The organism is Pseudomonas sp. MS19 (assembly GCF_013277615.1).
GTDB lineage: Bacteria > Pseudomonadota > Gammaproteobacteria > Pseudomonadales > Pseudomonadaceae > Aquipseudomonas > Aquipseudomonas marincola.
Genome location: NZ_VBTO01000008.1, coordinates 432,002 through 450,643, shown reverse-complemented (window position 1 = coordinate 450,643; position 18,642 = coordinate 432,002). Strand labels below are relative to the sequence as shown.

Below are 18,642 nucleotides of genomic sequence, written 5' to 3'. Positions count from 1 at the left end.
AGTTTTCAACACGCCACGGCCGACTGAGCAGACCATGAAAGACAGCATTCGCAACCTGATCCAGCAAGCCCTGACCCGCCTGACCGCCGAAGGCGTGTTGCCTGAGGGTCTGAGCCCGACCATTCAGGTCGAGAATACCAAGGACAAAACCCACGGCGACTTCGCCAGCAACATCGCCATGATGTTGGCCAAGCCTGCCGGCATGAAGCCGCGTGATCTGGCGGAGAAGCTGATTGCTGCAATGCCTGCCGACCCGCAAATCAGCAAGGTCGAAATCGCAGGCCCGGGTTTCCTCAACTTTTATCAGAACATCGAAGCTCTGGCCGGGCGCGTTGACGCTTTGCTTGAAGACGCTCAGCTTGGCGTGCGTAAAGCCGGCCCGGCCCAGCGCGTGGTGATTGACCTCTCATCACCCAACCTCGCCAAGGAAATGCACGTCGGCCACCTGCGTTCGACCATCATCGGTGATGCGGTTGGCCGTGTCCTGGAGTTCCTGGGCGACGAAGTTATCCGCCAGAACCACGTAGGCGACTGGGGCACGCAGTTCGGCATGTTGCTGGCCTTCATGGAAGAGAATCCTGCAGCCGCTGAGAGCGAACTGGCGGACTTGGAAGGTTTCTATCGCGCCGCCAAGAAACGTTTTGACGAGTCGCCTGAGTTTGCCGATCGTGCTCGCGCACTGGTGGTGGAGCTTCAGGCGAACAAGCCTGAGTGCATGCGCTTGTGGCACCGCTTCAACGAGATTTCGCTGTCGCATTGCCAGAAGGCCTACGACCGCCTCAACGTCAAATTGACCCCGGCAGACGTCAAAGGTGAAAGCGCCTATAACGACGATCTGGCAAACGTGGTCAGCGACCTGCAAGCCAAAGGGCTGCTGAGCGAAAGCGACGGCGCCAAGTGCGTGTTCCTCGACGAGTTCAAGAACGCAGACGGCAATCCTCTGCCGGTAATTGTGCAGAAAGCTGGCGGCGGATACCTGTACGCGACCACCGACCTTGCCGCCATGCGCTATCGCAGCAACACCCTGAAAGCTGATCGCGCGCTGTACTTTGTCGACCAGCGTCAGGCCCTGCATTTCCAGATGGCCTTTGAAGTGGCTCGCCGCGCAGGCTTTGTTGCACAAGACATGCAGCTTGAGCACATGGGCTTCGGCACCATGAACGGCGCCGACGGCCGTCCGTTCAAAACCCGCGATGGCGGCACAGTAAAACTCATCGACCTGCTCGATGAGGCCGAAGAGCGTGCCTACAATCTGGTCAAGGGCAAGAACCCGGATCTGGCAGAAGAGCAGCTGCGCGAAATCGCCAGCGCCGTGGGCATTGGCGCAGTGAAATACGCTGACCTGTCCAAGCACCGCACCAGCGATTACAGCTTCAACTTCGAACTGATGCTCAGCTTTGAGGGCAACACCGCACCTTATCTGCTGTACGCCTACACGCGCGTCGCCAGCATTTTCCGCAAACTGGGGAAAAGCTTCGACGAGGTAGACGGCAAATTGCAGCTTCAGGCCACACATGAAATCGAACTGGCGGGTAAGCTGGCGCAGTTCGGTGAAGTCCTCAACAGCGTTGCCGACAAAGGTACGCCGCACTTGCTGTGTGCTTACCTCTACGATCTGGCCGGGCTGTTCTCGAGCTTCTACGAACACTGCCCAATTATCGCGGCCGAAGACCCTGCTACCCAGCAAAGCCGTCTGCGCCTCGCGGCACTGACCGGTCGCACGTTGAAGCAGGGCCTGGAACTGCTGGGCCTGGAAACTCTGGAGCGTATGTAAGTGGCTGCACGTAAAAAACCAGCACCCAAGCGTGGCGCGAGCCGCAATCGGGCGCCTGCGAAAAAACCAATGCCGGGCTGGATCTGGCTGGCGTGCGGTTTGGCCATCGGGGTTTTCGTGATGCTGCTGATGAATCTCAAGCCCGGTGACGATGCGATAAAACGCGCCGCCGAGCAAAAGGCTCAACACAGCCAGAATAAAGCCAAGGAAACCAAGCCTGATCCAGGCCCGGAAAAGCCGAAATATGACTTCTACACCCTGTTGCCAGGCTCTGAAGTCATCGTGCCGCCTGAGGCTGTGGAAAAGACGCCGCCAACGCCTGAGCAAAAACCGGTAACCCCGGAGGAAGCCGCCAAGATCGACGCCGCACGCGCTGAAGCCGCGCTGGCAGGTGAAGTGCCGCCGCCTCCACCCGTTATCGCCAAAGCTCCGGTGACCACCAAGTACTTCCTGCAAGCGGGCTCGTTCCGCCGCAAGGACGATGCCGACAGCGTGCGCGCGCAAATCATCATGCTTGGTCAGAATGTGAATGTTGAATCCGGCAAAGTCCGTGACGAGACCTGGTATCGCGTACTGGTTGGCCCGTTCGCCACTCGCGAAGACCTCAACAAGTCGCAAGCCACGCTGTCCAAAAATGGCTTCAACAACTTGCTGCTGCAACAACGCCAAGGCAACTAAGCGCTCAATTTAATGGCCATCACTCAGGTGTTGGCCATTGAACCCTCTGCTTCTACCCAAAAAATCCCCGCAAAATCCCCCCGCGCAACCCCGTCACCAAGGCACTTAGCAACAGCTTTAGTGAAGAATCCTTGCTCAGCCGTTGAAAATTGCCTTATGGCCCCCCATTTGGTTCCTATTGGGCATTTTCGCCCCGCTGCGTGGAGACTCTCCCTTGACCACCATCGTTTCAGTTCGCCGCAACGGCAAAGTCGTCATGGGCGGCGACGGCCAGGTTTCTCTTGGCAATACCGTTATGAAAGGCAACGCTAAGAAAGTCCGCCGTCTTTATCACGGCCAAGTACTCGCAGGCTTTGCGGGCGCCACGGCGGATGCCTTTACCCTGTTTGAGCGCTTTGAAGGGAAACTGGAAAAGCATCAGGGCCATCTGGTTCGCGCCGCTGTTGAGCTGGCAAAAGACTGGCGCACCGATCGCTCGCTAAGCCGTCTGGAGGCCATGCTGGCTGTGGCCAACAAAGATGCATCGCTGATCATCACCGGCAACGGTGATGTTGTAGACCCTGAACACGGCCTGATTGCAATGGGCTCCGGCGGTGGTTTCGCCCAAGCCGCAGCCTTGGCCATGCTGCAACATACCGAGCAAATGTCCGCCCGCGAGATCGCGGAGAGCGCCTTAAACATTGCCGGTTCAATCTGTGTGTTCACCAACCAAAACCTGACAATCGAGGAGCTGGACTCGGAGGTGTAAACCTCGTCCAGCCCGGAGCCCCAGTTATGTCGATGACACCCCGCGAAATCGTTCACGAACTCAACCGCCACATCATTGGCCAGGATGACGCCAAGCGTGCAGTGGCCATTGCCCTGCGTAATCGCTGGCGGCGCATGCAGCTGCCGCTGGATTTGCGTGCAGAGGTCACACCGAAAAATATTCTGATGATCGGTCCAACCGGTGTCGGCAAGACCGAGATCGCCCGACGCCTGGCCAAACTGGCTAACGCGCCGTTCATCAAGGTTGAAGCGACCAAGTTCACCGAGGTTGGCTATGTCGGCCGCGATGTCGAATCGATCATCCGCGACCTCGCCGATGCCTCGGTAAAAATGCTTCGCGAGCAGGAGATCATCAAGGTTCGTCATCGCGCCGAAGATGCCGCCGAAGAGCGCATTCTCGATGCCTTGCTTCCACCTGCACGCAGCTTCAGCGAAGAGCAGGCGCAGAGCAACGACTCGAACACCCGTCAGCTGTTCCGCAAACGTTTGCGCGAGGGCCAGCTGGACGACAAAGAGATCGAAATTGAAGTCTCCGAGAGCCCGGCCGGCATCGAAATCATGACGCCGCCCGGCATGGAAGAGATGACCAGCCAGTTGCAGAACCTGTTCTCCAACATGGGCAAAGGCAAGACCAAGAGCCGCAAGCTCAAGGTTGGCGAAGCACTGAAACTGGTTCGCGACGAAGAAGCCGCGCGCCTGGTTAATGAGGAAGAGCTCAAGGCGCGTGCGCTGGAAGCTGTAGAGCAGAATGGTATCGTCTTTATCGATGAAATCGACAAGGTCGCTAAGCGTGGCAACACCGGCGGCGCCGATGTATCGCGTGAAGGTGTACAGCGCGACCTGCTGCCGCTGATCGAAGGCTGCACGGTGAATACCAAGCTGGGCATGGTCAAGACTGACCACATCCTGTTCATCGCCTCCGGTGCGTTCCACCTGAGCAAGCCAAGTGATCTGGTGCCTGAACTGCAAGGTCGCCTGCCAATCCGGGTGGAACTCAAAGCCCTGTCGCCGCAGGACTTCGAGCGCATTCTCACCGAGCCGCATGCGTCCCTGACCGAGCAATACAGCGCGCTGCTGCAAACCGAAGGGCTGAAAATTCAGTTTGCCGAGGACGGTATCAAGCGCCTTGCCGAGATCGCCTGGCAGGTTAACGAGAAGACCGAGAACATTGGTGCGCGTCGTCTGCACACCTTGCTTGAGCGCCTGCTGGAAGAAGTCTCGTTCAGCGCCGGCGATCTGGCCGCGCAACACAGCGAGCAGCCGATCCAGATCGGTGCCGAGTACGTCAACGAGCATCTCGGTGAGTTGTCCGAAGACGAAGACCTGTCGCGTTATATTCTTTAATCTAAGCTGCATACACAGGCCGGGAACTGCACCTTCGCAGCTCCCGGTTGCCCTGTGAATACTGTTGAGAGCCACGCCATGCGAATCCCCAGCGCCATCGAACTGCACAAAGCATCCAGAACGTTGACGCTCAAATATGGCGACCAGAGCTACACCCTGAGCGCCGAGTTTCTGCGCGTGCATTCCCCTTCTGCCGAGGTGCAAGGCCACGGCAATCCAGTCCTGCAAACGGGCAAGCTGAACGTCGGCATAAGCCGCATCGAGCCTGCCGGCAACTATGCCCTAAAACTGTGCTTCGATGATGGGCACGACAGCGGCCTGTTCAGCTGGGATTACCTCTACCAACTCGCAACCCGCCAAACCGAACTTTGGGACGACTACCTCGCCGAATTGCGCGCAGCCGGTAAATCCCGCGACCCCAGTGAGTCAATCGTACGTCTGATGTCCTGAACCGTACTCTCGGTCGGCCTCTGCGGCGACTTAGCTCATGATGCTGGCCCACAATTGCGCACATTGTGATTACCATGACGGCCACGCACAGTTAGAGCGCATTTTCTAATTCTTGCACGCATACTTCAGCGCTATAAAAGCGCTGTCTTGGCTTGCGCTATTAGAAAAACTCGGGTAACCAATGAGGTTGGTAAGTTCCCTGCATACAAATGTGCGCTGTACAGACAATTTTGTTTATCTATCCCAGGTTACCCAGCGGTAAAGGTTCGGCAGCTGCCCGGCACTGCAGTGATCCACCTGGTATTAAGTGGGTTTAAACCCAGGACAGTGGAGCGTCAACGATGACAGATAAAAATAACGACGACTTGAAGCGCCAAGCTTCAGACAACACACTGGGCCTCAACCCGGTAGTTGGAATTCGAGGCAAAGACCTGCTGACATCTGCTCGCATGGTGCTTTCACAAGCACTCCGGCAGCCCTTTCACAGCGCCAAGCATGTTGCCCATTTCGGCATTGAATTAAAGAACGTAATGCTCGGGCGCTCCGAGCTGACACCTGAAGATGGCGATCGCCGCTTCTCCGATCCGGCCTGGAGCCAAAACCCGCTTTACCGTCGTTATCTGCAAACTTATCTGGCGTGGCGCAAAGAGCTGCATGACTGGATCGAAGAAAGCGCACTGGCCCCGCAGGACGTCAGCCGCGGCCACTTTGTTATCAACCTGATGACCGAAGCCATGGCGCCGAGCAACACCATGGCCAACCCCGCAGCGGTAAAACGCTTTTTCGAAACCGGCGGCAAGAGCCTGCTCGACGGCCTTTCCCATCTCGCCAAAGATCTGGTGAATAACGGCGGTCTGCCAAGCCAGGTCAATAAGGATGCATTCGAGGTCGGCCAGAACCTGGCAACCACGCCTGGCGCTGTGGTGTTCCGTAACGATCAGCTTGAACTGATCCAGTACAACCCGGTGACCGAACAAGTACACGAACGCCCTTTGCTGGTGGTGCCACCGCAAATCAACAAATACTACGTATTCGACCTGACGCCCGAGAAAAGCCTGTCGCGCTTCCTGCTGCGCAACCACGTACAAACCTTTGTCGTGAGCTGGCGCAACCCGACCAAGGCTCAGCGCGAATGGGGGCTTTCAACCTATATCGAAGCCCTCAAAGAAGCCATCGACGTCATCACCTCGATTACCGGCAGCAAAGACATCAACATGCTCGGTGCCTGCTCTGGCGGCCTGACGACCGCATCCTTGCTAGGCCATTACGCAGCCCTGAATGACCCCAAGGTTCATGCCCTGACCTTGCTGGTCAGCGTGCTCGACACTCACCTTGATACCCAGGTGGCGCTGTTCGCCGATGAGTTCACCCTGGAAGCCGCCAAGCGTCGCTCGTATCAGGCTGGTGTGCTTGAGGGCAGCGATCTGGCCAAAGTATTTGCCTGGATGCGGCCGAATGACCTGATCTGGAATTATTGGGTCAACAATTACCTGCTGGGCAACGAGCCACCGGTTTTCGATATTCTTTACTGGAACAATGACACCACCCGCCTGCCTGCTGCATTGCATGGCGAGTTCATCGACATGTTCCAGACCAATCCGCTCACGCGGGCCAATGCGCTCGAAGTCTGCGGAACGCCAATCGACCTCAAGCAAGTCACCTGTGATTTCTTTTGCGTGGCAGGCACCACAGACCACATTACGCCTTGGACTTCATGTTACAAATCGGCCCTGTTATTCGGCGGCAAGTGTGAATTCGTGTTGTCCAACAGCGGCCACATTCAAAGTATTTTGAATCCGCCTGGCAACCCCAAGTCGCGCTACATGACCAACTCCGAAATGCCTAAAGATCCGAAAGACTGGCAGGACGGCGCAACCAAACACACCGACTCGTGGTGGCTACACTGGCAGGCCTGGCTTGCCGAGCGCTCAGGCAAATTGAACAAAGCTCCGACGTCACTGGGCAATAAGAAACACCCCGCCGCTGAAGCTGCACCGGGGACTTACGTTCACGAACGTTAAATTTTGCGTATTACGCAATGATGCCCGCGGCACAGGATGTGCCGCTCGCAAAACCGGCTTGGCCGGCGCGCGAATCCGGCTTGCTGGGAATCACCGGTACTGGTCAGGCCCAGCGTATTAACTGATAGGGATTAGTGTATGTCGCGTCCATTCGTTTTCCGCACCATCGACATCGATGGTCAAACCATCCGCACCGCTGTGCGTCCGGGCGACAGCGCTATTGCGCCGCTGCTTATCTTCAACGGCATCGGCGCCAACCTCGAGTTGGTCATGCCGTTTGTTCGCGCGCTCGATCCGGAACTTGAAGTGATCGCATTCGATGTACCTGGCGTGGGTGGTTCATCTACGCCCAGTACACCTTTTCGCTTTCCCGGATTAGCCAAACTGGCGGCACGCATGCTCGACTACCTGGACTACGGGCAAGTCAACGCGATTGGGGTTTCCTGGGGCGGGGCACTGGCGCAGCAGTTTGCTCACGACTACCCCGAGCGCTGCAAAAAACTGGTGCTGGCTGCCACTTCGGCAGGCGCCGTGATGATACCGGGCAAGCCCAAGGTGCTCATGCGCATGGCCAGCCCACGGCGCTATGTTCAGCCCTCCTACGGCGTGCGCATTGCACCGCACATTTATGGCGGTGCATTTCGTCGCGACCCGGATCTGGCAATGGCGCACGCCAGTAAAGTCCGCTCCTCTGGCAAGGTCGGTTATTACTGGCAGTTGTTTGCAGGATTAGGCTGGACCAGCATCCACTGGCTGCACAAGATCCGCCAACCAACCCTAGTGCTGGCGGGTGATGACGACCCGATTATTCCCCTCATCAACATGCGCATGCTGGCGTGGCGCATCCCCAACTCCGAGCTGCATGTCATCGACGACGGCCACCTGTTTCTGGTGACCCGGGCAGAAGCTGTAGCGCCCATCATCATGAAGTTTCTGGCGGTCGAGAAGCAGCGCGCAATCATGCACCCTGAACCGGCAGTGACACGCGCTCATTGAGCGCGTGGTCGCTTTGCTGTCGCACAATTGTAGTGCTTGCTGTCTATATTTGAGTCATTTGCGCCCATGCCCTGCTTCTTCAAAGCAGGCTGCCCCGCTCTGGCATGCACCTTTTGCATGCATTGGTATAAGCCTTGCTGACCAATCCTGAACCTTGGGCTCAATGTTCTAGTAATGGAGTGCTGCCTGATGCAAAACAAGACTAATAGCGGGAGCTTTTCACCCCCCGCCAAGCACATGAATGCACAAACAGCGATCGCGGGCCTGCGCGGTCGCGACTTCGCCTCCACGCTGCGCACCCTTGCCCTGCAAGGGCTCAAACAACCGGTGCACAGTGCCAAGCATTTAGCGGCGTTTGGCAGTCAACTTGGCCGTGTGTTGATGGGCGACGCGCCACACAAGGTCAACCCGCAGGACAGCCGCTTCAGTGATCCGACCTGGCAGCTGAATCCATTCTATCGCCGGAGTTTGCAGGCGTATCTGGCCTGGCAGGCGCAACTGAACAAGTGGGTCGAAGAAAGTGATTTATCGGCCGATGACCGGGCGCGCTCCAAGTTCGTGCTTTCAATCATCAGCGACGCGCTGTCGCCATCCAATTCGCTGCTCAATCCACTGGCCGTCAAAGAGCTGTTCAACAGCGGCGGCAGCAGCGTCTTCAAAGGCCTCAATCATCTATACGATGACCTGATGAACAACAACGGCCTGCCCAGCCAAGTCAGTAAACACGCCTTCGAAGTCGGTCGCAATGTGGCCACTACGGTGGGCTCAGTGGTGTTTCGCAATGAGTTGATCGAACTCATTCAGTACAGGCCGATGAGCGAGAAGCAGTACCTCAAACCCCTGCTGATCGTGCCACCGCAGATCAACAAGTTTTATATTTTCGACCTCTCGCCTGAAAAAAGCCTGATCCAATACGCCCTGAAAAATAACCTGCAGACATTCGTGGTCAGCTGGCGTAACCCGTCGCCACAACATCGCGAGTGGGGCCTGTCGAGTTATGTAGAAGCGCTTGAAGAAGCCATTGATGCCTGCCGCGATATCACCGGCAGTAAAGACGTCAACCTGATGGGCGCCTGCGCTGGCGGGCTGACCATTGCCGCCCTGCTCGGCCATCTGCAAGCCAAGCGCCAGCTGAAAAAAGTGGCCAGCAGTACCTATCTGGTGAGCTTGATGGACAGCCAGATCGACAGCCCGGCCATGCTCTTCGCCGATGAGAAAACCCTCGAAACGGCCAAGCGGCGCTCCTACCAGCAGGGTGTTCTTGAGGGTCGCGACATGGCCAAGGTGTTTGCCTGGATGCGCCCCAATGACTTGATCTGGAACTACTGGGTCAACAATTACCTGTTGGGCAAACAGCCTCCCTCGTTCGACATTCTCTACTGGAACAACGACAACACGCGTCTGCCCGCTGCGCTGCATGGCGACCTGATCGACTTTTTCAAACATAACCCGCTCGCGCGCAGCGCTGGGCTGGAGATCTGCGGCACGCCGATAGACCTGCAGAAGGTCAATATCGACAGTTTCAGCGTGGCCGGCATCAACGATCACATCACCCCGTGGGATGCGGTTTATCGCTCGGCTTTGCTGCTCGGCGGTAACCGGCGCTTCGTGCTGTCCAACAGCGGCCATATCCAGAGCATTCTCAACCCACCCGGCAACAGCAAATCCAACTACTACGACAACCCGAAAATGACCTCAGATCCTCGCGCCTGGTTTTACGATGCCAAGCAAACGCCGGGCAGTTGGTGGCCGGTGTGGCTGGAGTGGATACAGGAGCGCTCCGGCGAGCAGCGTGAAACCATTGTGGCCATCGGCAATCAACGCCATCCGGCGCTGGAAGCCGCGCCTGGCACTTACGTTCACGTGCGCTAAACGGCTATTTGATAAGAGCGTTACCAGCGGGCAGGCCATCCTGCCCGTTCTTTTGACTGAGCCAACTAAATACTGCCATCCAAGCGCTAGTCGAACGCCCTGCTGACGGTTATCTTCAGGGCTTAGCTGGCCAACTCAGAGCTGTGCATGAAAACCCGCGACCGCATCCTTGAATGCGCCCTGCATTTATTCAATGAAGAGGGCGAGCCTAACGTCTCGACACTTGAGATCGCCAACGAACTGGAAATCTCTCCCGGCAATCTCTATTACCACTTTCACGGTAAAGAGCCGCTCATTACCGGCCTGTTCGAACGATTCCAGGCTGAACTCGCACCGCTGCTCGACCCGCCAGAAAACGTGGAGCTGGAGGTTGAAGACTACTGGTTGTTTTTGCACCTGATTGTCGAGCGCATGGCCCAGTACCGATTCCTGTTTCAGGACCTTTCGAATCTGACCGGACGGCTGCCGAAAATAGCCCACGGCATGCGCCTCTGGCTCAACTCACTCAAGCGCACGCTGGCGTCGTTGCTGGCCCGTCTGAGTGAAGACAATGCCCTGTTGGGCGACACCCAAACGCTGGGGCAACTGGTTGAGCAGATCACCATGACCCTGCTGTTCTCGCTGGACTATCAGCGCATCATCGGCAAGGAAGGGGAAAGCCGGGTAGTGGTTTATCAGGTCATGATGCTGGTCGCGCCGCATCTGGACAGCGAGTCGCGTTTTGCCGCAGAGCACTTGGCGCAGCGTTACCTGGAAACCTGAGCGCAAGCCGCAACACCCATAAAAACGCCCGGCACTTGGCCGGGCGTTTTCACATCAGCGCGTCTTACGACTGTGCGGAAGGTGTAGCAGTTGCAGCTGGCGTTGCTGCCGGAGCTGCAGAGGGCGTTGCGGTAGCCGCTGGCGCAGCTGGAGTCGCTACCGGAGCCGCCGGCTTGACGGCGGGTTTGGCTGCCGCTGGCTTGCGCGCCGCAGGTTTACGCGCGGCGGGCTTGGCAGCCGGTTTTGCAGCGGCTTTAGCAGCTGGTTTTGCCGCAGCAGGTTTAGCGGCCGCTTTGGCAGCGGGCTTGGCAGCTGCAGGTTTAGCAGCAGCTTTGGCTACCGGCTTCTTGGCGGCGGGTTTAGCGGCCGCTTTAGCAACGGGTTTGGCCGCAGGCTTAGCTGCAGTTTTTGCAACCGGCTTCTTGGCAACCGTCTTGACCGATACACCAGTCAGCTTTTCGATTTGTGCAGTCAGGCTTTCAATTTTAGTGTTGAGTGCTTTGACTTCATTGCGGCTAGGCACACCCAAGCGCGAGATCGCGTTGTTCAGACGCTTGTCAAAAGCCTCTTCCAACTCGCCCCACTTGCCGATGGCCTTATCTTTAACGCCATCAACTCTGGACTTGGCTGAACCCACGCGAGTATCAACGCTGGATTTAACCGCGCCAACCTGCTTGTCGACTTCGGTCTTGGCTTGCTTCTCAGCTTTCTCGCCATCTTTAACCAGCGAGTCGAACAGCTTGTTGCCGTCCTTGCTGACTTTTGAATAAGCGCCCAAACCGGCCAGCCAGATTTGACGGGAGTACTTTTCAATACCACCGACCCAAGAGGTCGTCTGCTTTTCTACTTTTTCTGTTTTTTTCTTAACAGCCATGGTGCTCTCCTTACTTGGTACGCGCGACGTGATCGAGCAATGCGTTCAGCTCATCCAGCTTAGCAGACAGAACTTCAACGTCTTGCTTGGATGGGATGCCGATACGGTTAAGAGCAGCAGCAACGCGCGAATCGAATGCGTGCTCAATTTTGTCGAGTTGAACTTCGACCTTGCTCTTCACACCAACAACACTGCTTTTAACTTGAACAATCTGAGTGTTGGCAGCTTCCAGCTGGTCATCAACCAGCTTCTTGCCGGTCTTCTCAACGCCTTCGCCGGCCTTGATCAGCTCTTTGAAATATTCACCGCTTTCCTGACCCGCCTTGGCGTATGCGCCAAGACCAGCCAGCCAAATTTTGCGCGCGTAAACCTTAACGTCGCCCAGGGTGCTGGATTTGTCTTCAACAGCAGCCTCTACCTTCTTCTTTGCGATCACTTTGGACATGGTGCACCTCACTCATCATTATTAAGAGGAAACGCCCACACTTCGCAGGCTTGAGAGCAAGGTACCGAGAAAAATTAGAAACCACATACTAGGTTCAAAAATAGCCGCAACTCGCTGTCAGGCTTGCAGGTGTTTATCCAGTACCGTTTCGATTTCACGCTTGATGGTCGGGCTCAGTGCAGAAAGCAGCAGCCCCAGATTGAGCTTTACCAGCACATTGTTATCGCCGACATCAATGCTACCGTCGGCCCCGCTGCGCTTGAACTCCAGCGTGTCGCCATTCCAGCGGTAGCGCACGTCATACCGCTCGGCGAGACGCTCGGCAAGGTACTCCGCCTTCTCGCGAGCGGCATCGCGACCCAGTGAATGCGTACGTTCAACAACAATCTTGGCCATGTATCCACTCCAGACAGCAACTTGATAGACGTGACTATATCAGCCCCTGTGGCGATTTCGCTCACACCACCTGTAGCGCATGCCAAGACATAAGGCCAGTCGCAGGTTTAGAATAGCGGCCACTTTGATTCAGGTGCCGCGATATGAACGACCCGCGCAAGAGCAACGACAGCGAACCCACCACACACTTTGGCTTCAAGGATGTTCCCGAAAGCCAAAAGGCGCAGAAAGTCGCCGAGGTGTTCCACTCTGTAGCTGCCAAGTACGATGTCATGAACGACTTGCTCTCTGGCGGCATGCACCGCCTGTGGAAGCGTTTCACCATCGAGCTGTCTGGCGTACGTACCGGCAACCGGGTTCTGGATATTGCCGGTGGCACGGGCGATCTGGCGCGCCAGTTTGCGCGTTTGGTAGGCCCGACCGGTGAAGTGGTACTGGCCGACATCAACGAGTCGATGCTCAAGGTCGGCCGCGACCGCCTGCTCGACAAAGGTGTCTCGGGCAATGTGCAGTTCGTTCAGGCCGACGCCGAAAAACTGCCCTTCCCCGACAACCACTTCGACTGCGTCACCATCGCCTTCGGCCTGCGCAACGTCACCCATAAAGAAGACGCCCTGCGCTCAATGCTGCGCGTACTCAAACCGGGCGGCCGCCTGCTGGTACTGGAATTTTCCAAACCGTCCAGCGACATGCTCTCCAAGGCTTACGACAGCTACTCGTTCCGCGTGATGCCCCTGATTGGCAAGCTGATCACCAACGACGCCGACAGCTATCGTTATCTGGCTGAGTCGATTCGTATGCACCCCGATCAGGAAACCCTCAAGGGCATGATGATCGACGCTGGTTTCGAGCGCACCACTTACCACAACATGACGGGCGGCATTGTCGCCCTGCATCGCGGTATCAAACCCTGATGATGCTCAGCGGCATTCTGGCCAGCATTGAGCTGGGCCTTAATCGCGTACTTGTCATGGACAGCACAGCGCTGCCACGACTGGCGCGCCTGAATGGCCGGGTGATTGCGGTCGAATGCCAGAGCCCGGCTGTGCAATTGTTCATCCTTGCCGACGGCCAGGGCATTCGCCTCGCCTCTCAGTGGGAAGGCGATGTGGCGTGTCGCTTGCGCGCCAGTGCCAGCAAGCTGCTGCAACTGGGCCTGAGCGCAGACAAGACCGCCATATTGCACAGCCAGGACGTCAGCCTCGAAGGCGACAGCGCCGCCCTGCTCGATCTCGCCGCAATCCTTCAGGACTTGCAGCTCGACTGGGAATACGAGCTGTCGCGCTGGCTTGGCCCGGTGGCCAGCCAGTTGCTCAGCAGCCATTTGCGCAGCCGCTACAACTGGACCAGCCAGACCTTGAACAGCTTGCGTCTGAACCTCACCGACTACCTCAGTGAAGAGTCGCGCAGTCTGGTCGGCGAGCGGGAAGCGCAAGCACGCTTTGCCGAACTCGACTCGCTAAAAATCGCCCTGGATCGCCTCGACGCCCGCGTTGAGCGCCTCGCCAACCTGAAAAAGCCGAAAGCATGAAGCTGCTTGCCGCCCGTCGTTTACTGCGTATCCAGCGGGTCATCATCCGCTACCAACTGGATGACCTGCTACTTGCCCTGCCAATCCCGTTTTGGGTGCGTGCACTGAGCTACCTGTTGCCCTGGCGCTGGCTGCCGCGCAAAACGCTGAACCTTTCCCGCGGCGAGCGCTTGCGTCTGGCGCTGGAAGACCTCGGGCCGATCTTTATCAAGTTTGGCCAACTGCTCTCGACCCGTCGCGACCTGATGCCGCCTGATATCGCCGACGAACTGGCCAGGCTGCAGGATCAGGTGCCGCCCTTCGATCCGGTGCAATCCAAGGCGCTGATCGAGGCGCAACTGGGCGCTAAAGTCAGTGACATGTTCGCCCGTTTCGATGCTCAACCACTGGCCTCGGCCTCGATTGCGCAGGTGCACGCGGCGCAGCTCAAGAGCGGCGAAGAAGTGGTGATCAAGGTGATTCGCCCCGGCCTCAAACCGGTGATTCGCCAGGACATCGCGTGGCTGTTCCTGCTCGCCAAATTAGCCGAAAAGGCTTCGGCAGATGCCCGCCTGTTGCGCCCGGTCGAAGTAGTCAGCGACTACGAAAAGACCATCTACGACGAACTCGACCTGCTCCGCGAGGCGGCGAATGCCAGCCAGCTGCGCCGCAACTTCGAAGATTCACCGCTGCTCTATGTGCCGCAGGTTTACTGGGACTATTGCCGCCCGCAAGTGCTGGTCATGGAGCGGATCTACGGCGTGCCGGTTACCGATCTGGACACCCTGGCCGATCAGCGCACCGACATGAAGCTGCTGGCCGAACGCGGCGTCGAGATTTTCTTCACTCAGGTTTTCCGCGACAGCTTCTTCCACGCCGACATGCACCCCGGCAATATCTTTGTCAGCAATCGCCAGCCGTGGAACCCGCAATACATCGCCATCGACTGCGGCATCATCGGCAGCCTCACCCCTGAAGATCAGGACTATCTGGCGCGCAACCTGATTGCCTTCTTCAAGCGTGACTACCGCCGCGTGGCGCAATTGCACATCGACTCTGGCTGGATTCCTGCGACCACCAAGGTCAATGATTTTGAAGCCGCCATCCGCACGGTGTGCGAGCCTATCTTCGAAAAACCGCTCAAGGATATTTCCTTCGGCCAACTGTTGATGCGCCTGTTCCAGACCGCCCGACGCTTCAACATGGAAGTGCAGCCGCAACTGGTCTTACTGCAGAAAACCCTGCTGAATATCGAAGGGCTGGGGCGCCAGCTCTACCCCGATCTCGACCTGTGGAGCACCGCGCAACCGTTTCTGGAGCGCTGGATGCGTGAACGGGTAAGCCCGCGCAATGTTCTGCGTAACCTGCAGTTGCAGGCGGAGCAAGTGCCGCACCTGTCGCAAATGGCGCGCGACACATTAGACCGCCTGAACCAGCAACAAGTCGCGGCACCTGTCACGCCGCAAAGCCGCTACGGCTGGGCATCACGCCTGCTGGGCGCGGCGTTGATTGCTGGCGCGGTGACTCAGGGTCTGAGCCTGAGCCTGCTGGTCTGGCCAAGCTGGGCCATGCTCGCCGGCGGGATATTCCTGGTGCTGCGCCGATAGCCAGGCCGCAGCGGTGCTGGCACACTAGACCTGTGTATAGGTTGCTCGGCGACTGCCGCCGAGTAGCCCGAAAACCCTATTTGAAAAGCCCGCATGGGCGGACGATGTGATGAACGATTGGCTCGATGATATCAAGTGGGACAGTGACGGCCTGGTACCGGCAATCGCTCAGGATCACCTCACTGGCCGCGTGCTGATGATGGCCTGGATGAACCGTGAAGCGCTGGCCCTGACAGCCAGCGAGCAGCGGGCGATTTACTGGTCTCGCTCGCGCGCCAAGCTGTGGCGCAAGGGTGAAGAATCCGGCCACGTGCAGAAACTGCATGAACTGCGCCTCGATTGCGACGCGGACGTGATTATCCTCAAAGTTGAACAGCTCGGCGGCATTGCTTGCCACACGGGTCGTGAAAGCTGCTTTTATCGGGTTTTTGAAAATGGCGGCTGGAAAACCGTTGATGCGGTGATCAAAGACCCGCAGAGTATTTACCAGAAGGGAAACGGCCATGACTGATACGCTCAACCGACTGGCCGAAGTGCTCGAATCACGTAAAGGCGCCGCTGCAGACTCCTCCTACGTGGCGAGTTTGTACGCCAAGGGCCTGAACAAGATTCTTGAGAAGCTTGGCGAAGAATCGATTGAAACCATTATTGCGGCTAAAGACGCGGCAAACAGTGGTGATTGCAGTGACGTGATCTACGAAACTGCTGACTTGTGGTTTCACAGCATGGTGATGCTGGCCTCGCTGGGGCAACATCCGCAAGCTGTGCTTGATGAGCTGGACAGACGTTTTGGACTTTCTGGGCATGCGGAAAAAGCCGCACGTCCACAATCCTAATCTAATGATAACAACGGAGTAATTCGCATGGGTTTCGGTGGCATTAGCATCTGGCAACTCCTGATCATCCTGCTGATCGTGGTCATGCTGTTCGGTACCAAACGCCTCAAAGGCATGGGCTCGGACATCGGTGATGCGATCAAAGGCTTTCGTAAATCGATGAATACCGACGAGGCTGAAAAGCCTTCCGTTGAAGAGAAGCAAGGGCAGACCATTGATGCCCAGGCGCACAAAGTCGAAGAGCCTGCCAAGAAAGACTAAGCAGCGCTGATTTGTTGTGAACAATGCCTGCAAGCAGCCAAACGCCCGATTGAGCGGACATTTGGCTGCTTGCAGGCGCAGTGGTTTTATCCTGGCACCCTGAGAGCACGTCCTCATGTTCGATGTAGGTTTTTCCGAGCTGCTATTGGTTGGCTTGGTCGCATTATTGGTTCTTGGCCCCGAAAGGTTGCCGGGAGCGGTGCGCACTGCCGGGCTATGGATTGGCCGTATCAAACGCAGTTTCAACACCATGAAGGCTGAAGTTGAGCGCGAAATCGGCGCCGACGAAATTCGCCGGCAACTGCACAACGAGCAGATTCTCGACCTTGAGCGCGAAATGAAGGCGATGAAACAAGAGATCACCGCCCCGTTTACCGCCAACACCGAGCCAACGCCCGCAGAACCCAAACCTGCACCCAGTACGCCGGCTGCCGAGGTTGCCAAGCCGCAAACACCGCCCTCACCTACTCCAGACGCCAGCCAGGATAAAGCCTCACAACCATGAGCCGAGATAGCCAAAGCGATCAGGAAATGCCCCTGATCTCGCACCTGACTGAGTTGCGCACGCGGGTGCTGCGTAGCGTTGTTGCAGTACTGCTGCTGTTTGCCGGACTGTTCTACTTCTCTCAAGACATCTACGCGCTGGTCGCCGCGCCACTGCGTGCGTACCTGCCCGCAGGCGCCACCATGATCGCGACCGGCGTGGCATCGCCGTTCCTGACGCCGTTCAAGCTGACCTTGATGGTCGCCCTGTTCCTGTCGATGCCGATCATCCTGCAGCAGATCTGGGGTTTCATCGCGCCCGGCCTGTACAAGCACGAGAAGCGCATTGCCGTACCGCTGCTGATCTCCAGCATTTTCCTGTTCTACGGCGGCATGGCATTCGCCTACTTCGTCGTGTTCCCGATCATGTTCGGCTTCTTTGCCAGCGTGACCCCGGAAGGCGTCGAGATGATGACCGACATCGGCCAGTATCTCGACTTCGTGCTCACGCTGTTCTTTGCCTTCGGCGTGGCCTTCGAGATTCCGGTCGCGACCTTCCTGCTGATCTGGGTCGGCATCATCGAAGTCGAAACCCTGCGCAAGAGCCGCCCCTACGTGATCGTTGGCTGCTTCGCCATCGGCATGGTGTTGACCCCGCCGGATATCTTCTCGCAAACCTTGCTCGCCGTGCCGATGTGGATGCTGTTCGAGACCGGCTTGCTGTTTGGCGCGCTGGTGAAACGCCGCAGCGAATACAGCGAAGAAGACGAAATGCCTGAAGATGCGCCAGCCAGCACGCCAACCCGCGATGCCGAGACAGGCCACGACGACCAGCCGCCTGCTGCGCAACCGTGAATTTACTGCTCCTCGAAGATGCTGATTTCATCACCACCGACCGCGCCCTGTTGCGCGGCCGGCGGTTGCAGCATTTGCATGAAGTGCACCGCGCCGAAACCGGCGACACCCTGCGTGTGGGCCGCCTCGATGGCCTGATGGGCACGGGCAAGATTTTGCAGCTGGGCAGCGATCAGGCCGAAATCCAGATCGAACTCAACCAGCCGCCTCCCGCCAAATTGCCGTTGACCCTGCTGCTCGCCATGCCCAGACCGAAAATGCTGCGCCGTGTGCTGCAAACCGTCAGCAGCATGGGCGTACCGCGCCTGGTTTTGCTTAACAGCTATCGGGTCGAGAAGAGCTTCTGGCAAACGCCGTTTCTGCACCCCGAAGCCATTCGTGAGCAACTTATTCTGGGCCTGGAGCAGGCACGCGACACCGTGCTGCCCGAGGTCATCATCGAGAAACGCTTCAAACCCTTTGTCGAAGATCGCCTGCCGCAACTAGCTGCGGGCAGTCTGGCACTGGTCGGTCACCCCGGCGAATATCAGGAATGCCCACGCGCAGTGACCCAGGCAGTTACCCTGGCGATAGGTCCGGAAGGCGGCTGGATCCCCTATGAAATCGATTTGCTGCAAGGCGCGGGGATGACGCCGGTGCAACTCGGACAACGCATCCTGCGCGTCGAGACGGCCGTTACCGCCCTGCTCGCGCGCCTGTTCTAAGCTCTG

At 57.6% G+C, this 18,642-nt stretch carries 21 protein-coding genes; 18 read left to right on the top strand and 3 right to left on the bottom strand.

Going from position 1 to position 18,642, the window contains the following annotated elements:
* Positions 1-34: 34 nt before the first annotated feature.
* The 9 genes from argS to FEZ62_RS09270 all read left to right on the top strand — a co-directional run bounded on the left by argS (position 35) and on the right by FEZ62_RS09270 (position 10,665).
* A complete protein-coding gene (argS, locus tag FEZ62_RS09310) occupies positions 35-1,774 on the top strand; it encodes an arginine--tRNA ligase (RefSeq protein ID WP_172927463.1) in 1,740 nt (579 codons plus the stop codon).
* On the top strand, positions 1,775-2,452 hold the full coding sequence (locus tag FEZ62_RS09305) for an SPOR domain-containing protein (RefSeq protein ID WP_069898386.1): 678 nt from the start codon (positions 1,775-1,777) through the stop codon (positions 2,450-2,452).
* 214 nt (positions 2,453-2,666) lie between these two features.
* On the top strand, positions 2,667-3,200 hold the full coding sequence (hslV, locus tag FEZ62_RS09300) for an ATP-dependent protease subunit HslV (protein ID WP_069898387.1): 534 nt from the start codon (positions 2,667-2,669) through the stop codon (positions 3,198-3,200).
* 26 nt (positions 3,201-3,226) lie between these two features.
* Positions 3,227-4,564 (top strand): ATP-dependent protease ATPase subunit HslU, encoded by a 1,338-nt coding sequence (gene hslU, locus FEZ62_RS09295; protein WP_172927462.1) that lies wholly within the window; start codon positions 3,227-3,229, stop codon positions 4,562-4,564.
* 78 nt (positions 4,565-4,642) lie between these two features.
* Positions 4,643-5,014 carry a DUF971 domain-containing protein gene (locus tag FEZ62_RS09290; RefSeq protein ID WP_069898389.1) on the top strand — a complete coding sequence of 124 codons (372 nt, stop codon included), beginning with the start codon at positions 4,643-4,645 and terminating at the stop codon, positions 5,012-5,014.
* Between the two features lie 341 nt (positions 5,015-5,355).
* Entirely contained in the window at positions 5,356-7,035 is a 1,680-nt protein-coding gene (gene phaC, locus FEZ62_RS09285; protein ID WP_172927461.1) for a class II poly(R)-hydroxyalkanoic acid synthase, read from the top strand.
* A gap of 138 nt (positions 7,036-7,173) precedes the next feature.
* The gene (gene phaZ / locus FEZ62_RS09280; protein WP_069898391.1) at positions 7,174-8,031 is read left to right on the top strand and encodes a poly(3-hydroxyalkanoate) depolymerase; all 858 of its coding nucleotides are present in this window, start codon (positions 7,174-7,176) and stop codon (positions 8,029-8,031) included.
* Positions 8,032-8,220: 189 nt separating this feature from the next.
* The gene (gene phaC, locus FEZ62_RS09275) at positions 8,221-9,903 is read left to right on the top strand and encodes a class II poly(R)-hydroxyalkanoic acid synthase (RefSeq protein WP_172927460.1); all 1,683 of its coding nucleotides are present in this window, start codon (positions 8,221-8,223) and stop codon (positions 9,901-9,903) included.
* A gap of 147 nt (positions 9,904-10,050) precedes the next feature.
* Positions 10,051-10,665, top strand: a complete 615-nt coding sequence (locus FEZ62_RS09270; protein ID WP_069898393.1) for a TetR/AcrR family transcriptional regulator — start codon at positions 10,051-10,053, stop codon at positions 10,663-10,665.
* A gap of 64 nt (positions 10,666-10,729) precedes the next feature.
* Here FEZ62_RS09270 and FEZ62_RS09265 read toward each other — a convergent pair whose 3' ends face one another.
* From FEZ62_RS09265 to FEZ62_RS09255, 3 genes are all read right to left on the bottom strand, one after another.
* Positions 10,730-11,539: a phasin family protein gene (locus FEZ62_RS09265; protein ID WP_172927459.1), complete on the bottom strand. Its 810-nt coding sequence runs from the start codon at positions 11,537-11,539 to the stop codon at positions 10,730-10,732.
* Positions 11,540-11,549: 10 nt separating this feature from the next.
* The gene (locus FEZ62_RS09260; RefSeq protein WP_069898395.1) at positions 11,550-11,984 is read right to left on the bottom strand and encodes a phasin family protein; all 435 of its coding nucleotides are present in this window, start codon (positions 11,982-11,984) and stop codon (positions 11,550-11,552) included.
* A 117-nt stretch (positions 11,985-12,101) separates the two neighbouring features.
* Positions 12,102-12,380 carry a polyhydroxyalkanoic acid system family protein gene (locus tag FEZ62_RS09255; RefSeq protein ID WP_069898396.1) on the bottom strand — a complete coding sequence of 93 codons (279 nt, stop codon included), beginning with the start codon at positions 12,378-12,380 and terminating at the stop codon, positions 12,102-12,104.
* 143 nt (positions 12,381-12,523) lie between these two features.
* Here FEZ62_RS09255 and ubiE point away from each other — a divergent pair, with 143 nt between their 5' ends.
* From ubiE to FEZ62_RS09210, 9 genes are all read left to right on the top strand, one after another.
* Positions 12,524-13,294, top strand: coding sequence for a bifunctional demethylmenaquinone methyltransferase/2-methoxy-6-polyprenyl-1,4-benzoquinol methylase UbiE (ubiE, locus tag FEZ62_RS09250; protein WP_069898397.1), 771 nt, complete (start codon positions 12,524-12,526; stop codon positions 13,292-13,294).
* Positions 13,294-13,911 (top strand): SCP2 sterol-binding domain-containing protein, encoded by a 618-nt coding sequence (locus FEZ62_RS09245; protein ID WP_090510140.1) that lies wholly within the window; start codon positions 13,294-13,296, stop codon positions 13,909-13,911. Before ubiE ends, FEZ62_RS09245 begins: the two co-directional genes overlap by 1 nt.
* Complete coding sequence (ubiB, locus tag FEZ62_RS09240) at positions 13,908-15,497, top strand: ubiquinone biosynthesis regulatory protein kinase UbiB (RefSeq protein WP_069898399.1); 1,590 nt, start codon at positions 13,908-13,910, stop codon at positions 15,495-15,497. Before FEZ62_RS09245 ends, ubiB begins: the two co-directional genes overlap by 4 nt.
* 109 nt (positions 15,498-15,606) lie before the next feature.
* Positions 15,607-16,008, top strand: coding sequence for a phosphoribosyl-AMP cyclohydrolase (gene hisI / locus FEZ62_RS09235; protein ID WP_172927458.1), 402 nt, complete (start codon positions 15,607-15,609; stop codon positions 16,006-16,008).
* On the top strand, positions 16,001-16,333 hold the full coding sequence (locus FEZ62_RS09230; RefSeq protein ID WP_069898401.1) for a phosphoribosyl-ATP diphosphatase: 333 nt from the start codon (positions 16,001-16,003) through the stop codon (positions 16,331-16,333). Before hisI ends, FEZ62_RS09230 begins: the two co-directional genes overlap by 8 nt.
* Positions 16,334-16,360: 27 nt before the next feature.
* A complete protein-coding gene (gene tatA, locus FEZ62_RS09225; protein ID WP_069898402.1) occupies positions 16,361-16,594 on the top strand; it encodes a twin-arginine translocase TatA/TatE family subunit in 234 nt (77 codons plus the stop codon).
* 115 nt (positions 16,595-16,709) lie between these two features.
* The gene (gene tatB / locus FEZ62_RS09220; protein ID WP_172927457.1) at positions 16,710-17,099 is read left to right on the top strand and encodes a Sec-independent protein translocase protein TatB; all 390 of its coding nucleotides are present in this window, start codon (positions 16,710-16,712) and stop codon (positions 17,097-17,099) included.
* A complete protein-coding gene (gene tatC, locus FEZ62_RS09215; RefSeq protein WP_069898404.1) occupies positions 17,096-17,932 on the top strand; it encodes a twin-arginine translocase subunit TatC in 837 nt (278 codons plus the stop codon). The genes tatB and tatC overlap by 4 nt, the downstream gene beginning before the upstream one ends.
* On the top strand, positions 17,929-18,636 hold the full coding sequence (locus FEZ62_RS09210; protein ID WP_172927456.1) for a 16S rRNA (uracil(1498)-N(3))-methyltransferase: 708 nt from the start codon (positions 17,929-17,931) through the stop codon (positions 18,634-18,636). Before tatC ends, FEZ62_RS09210 begins: the two co-directional genes overlap by 4 nt.
* Positions 18,637-18,642: the final 6 nt, after the last annotated feature.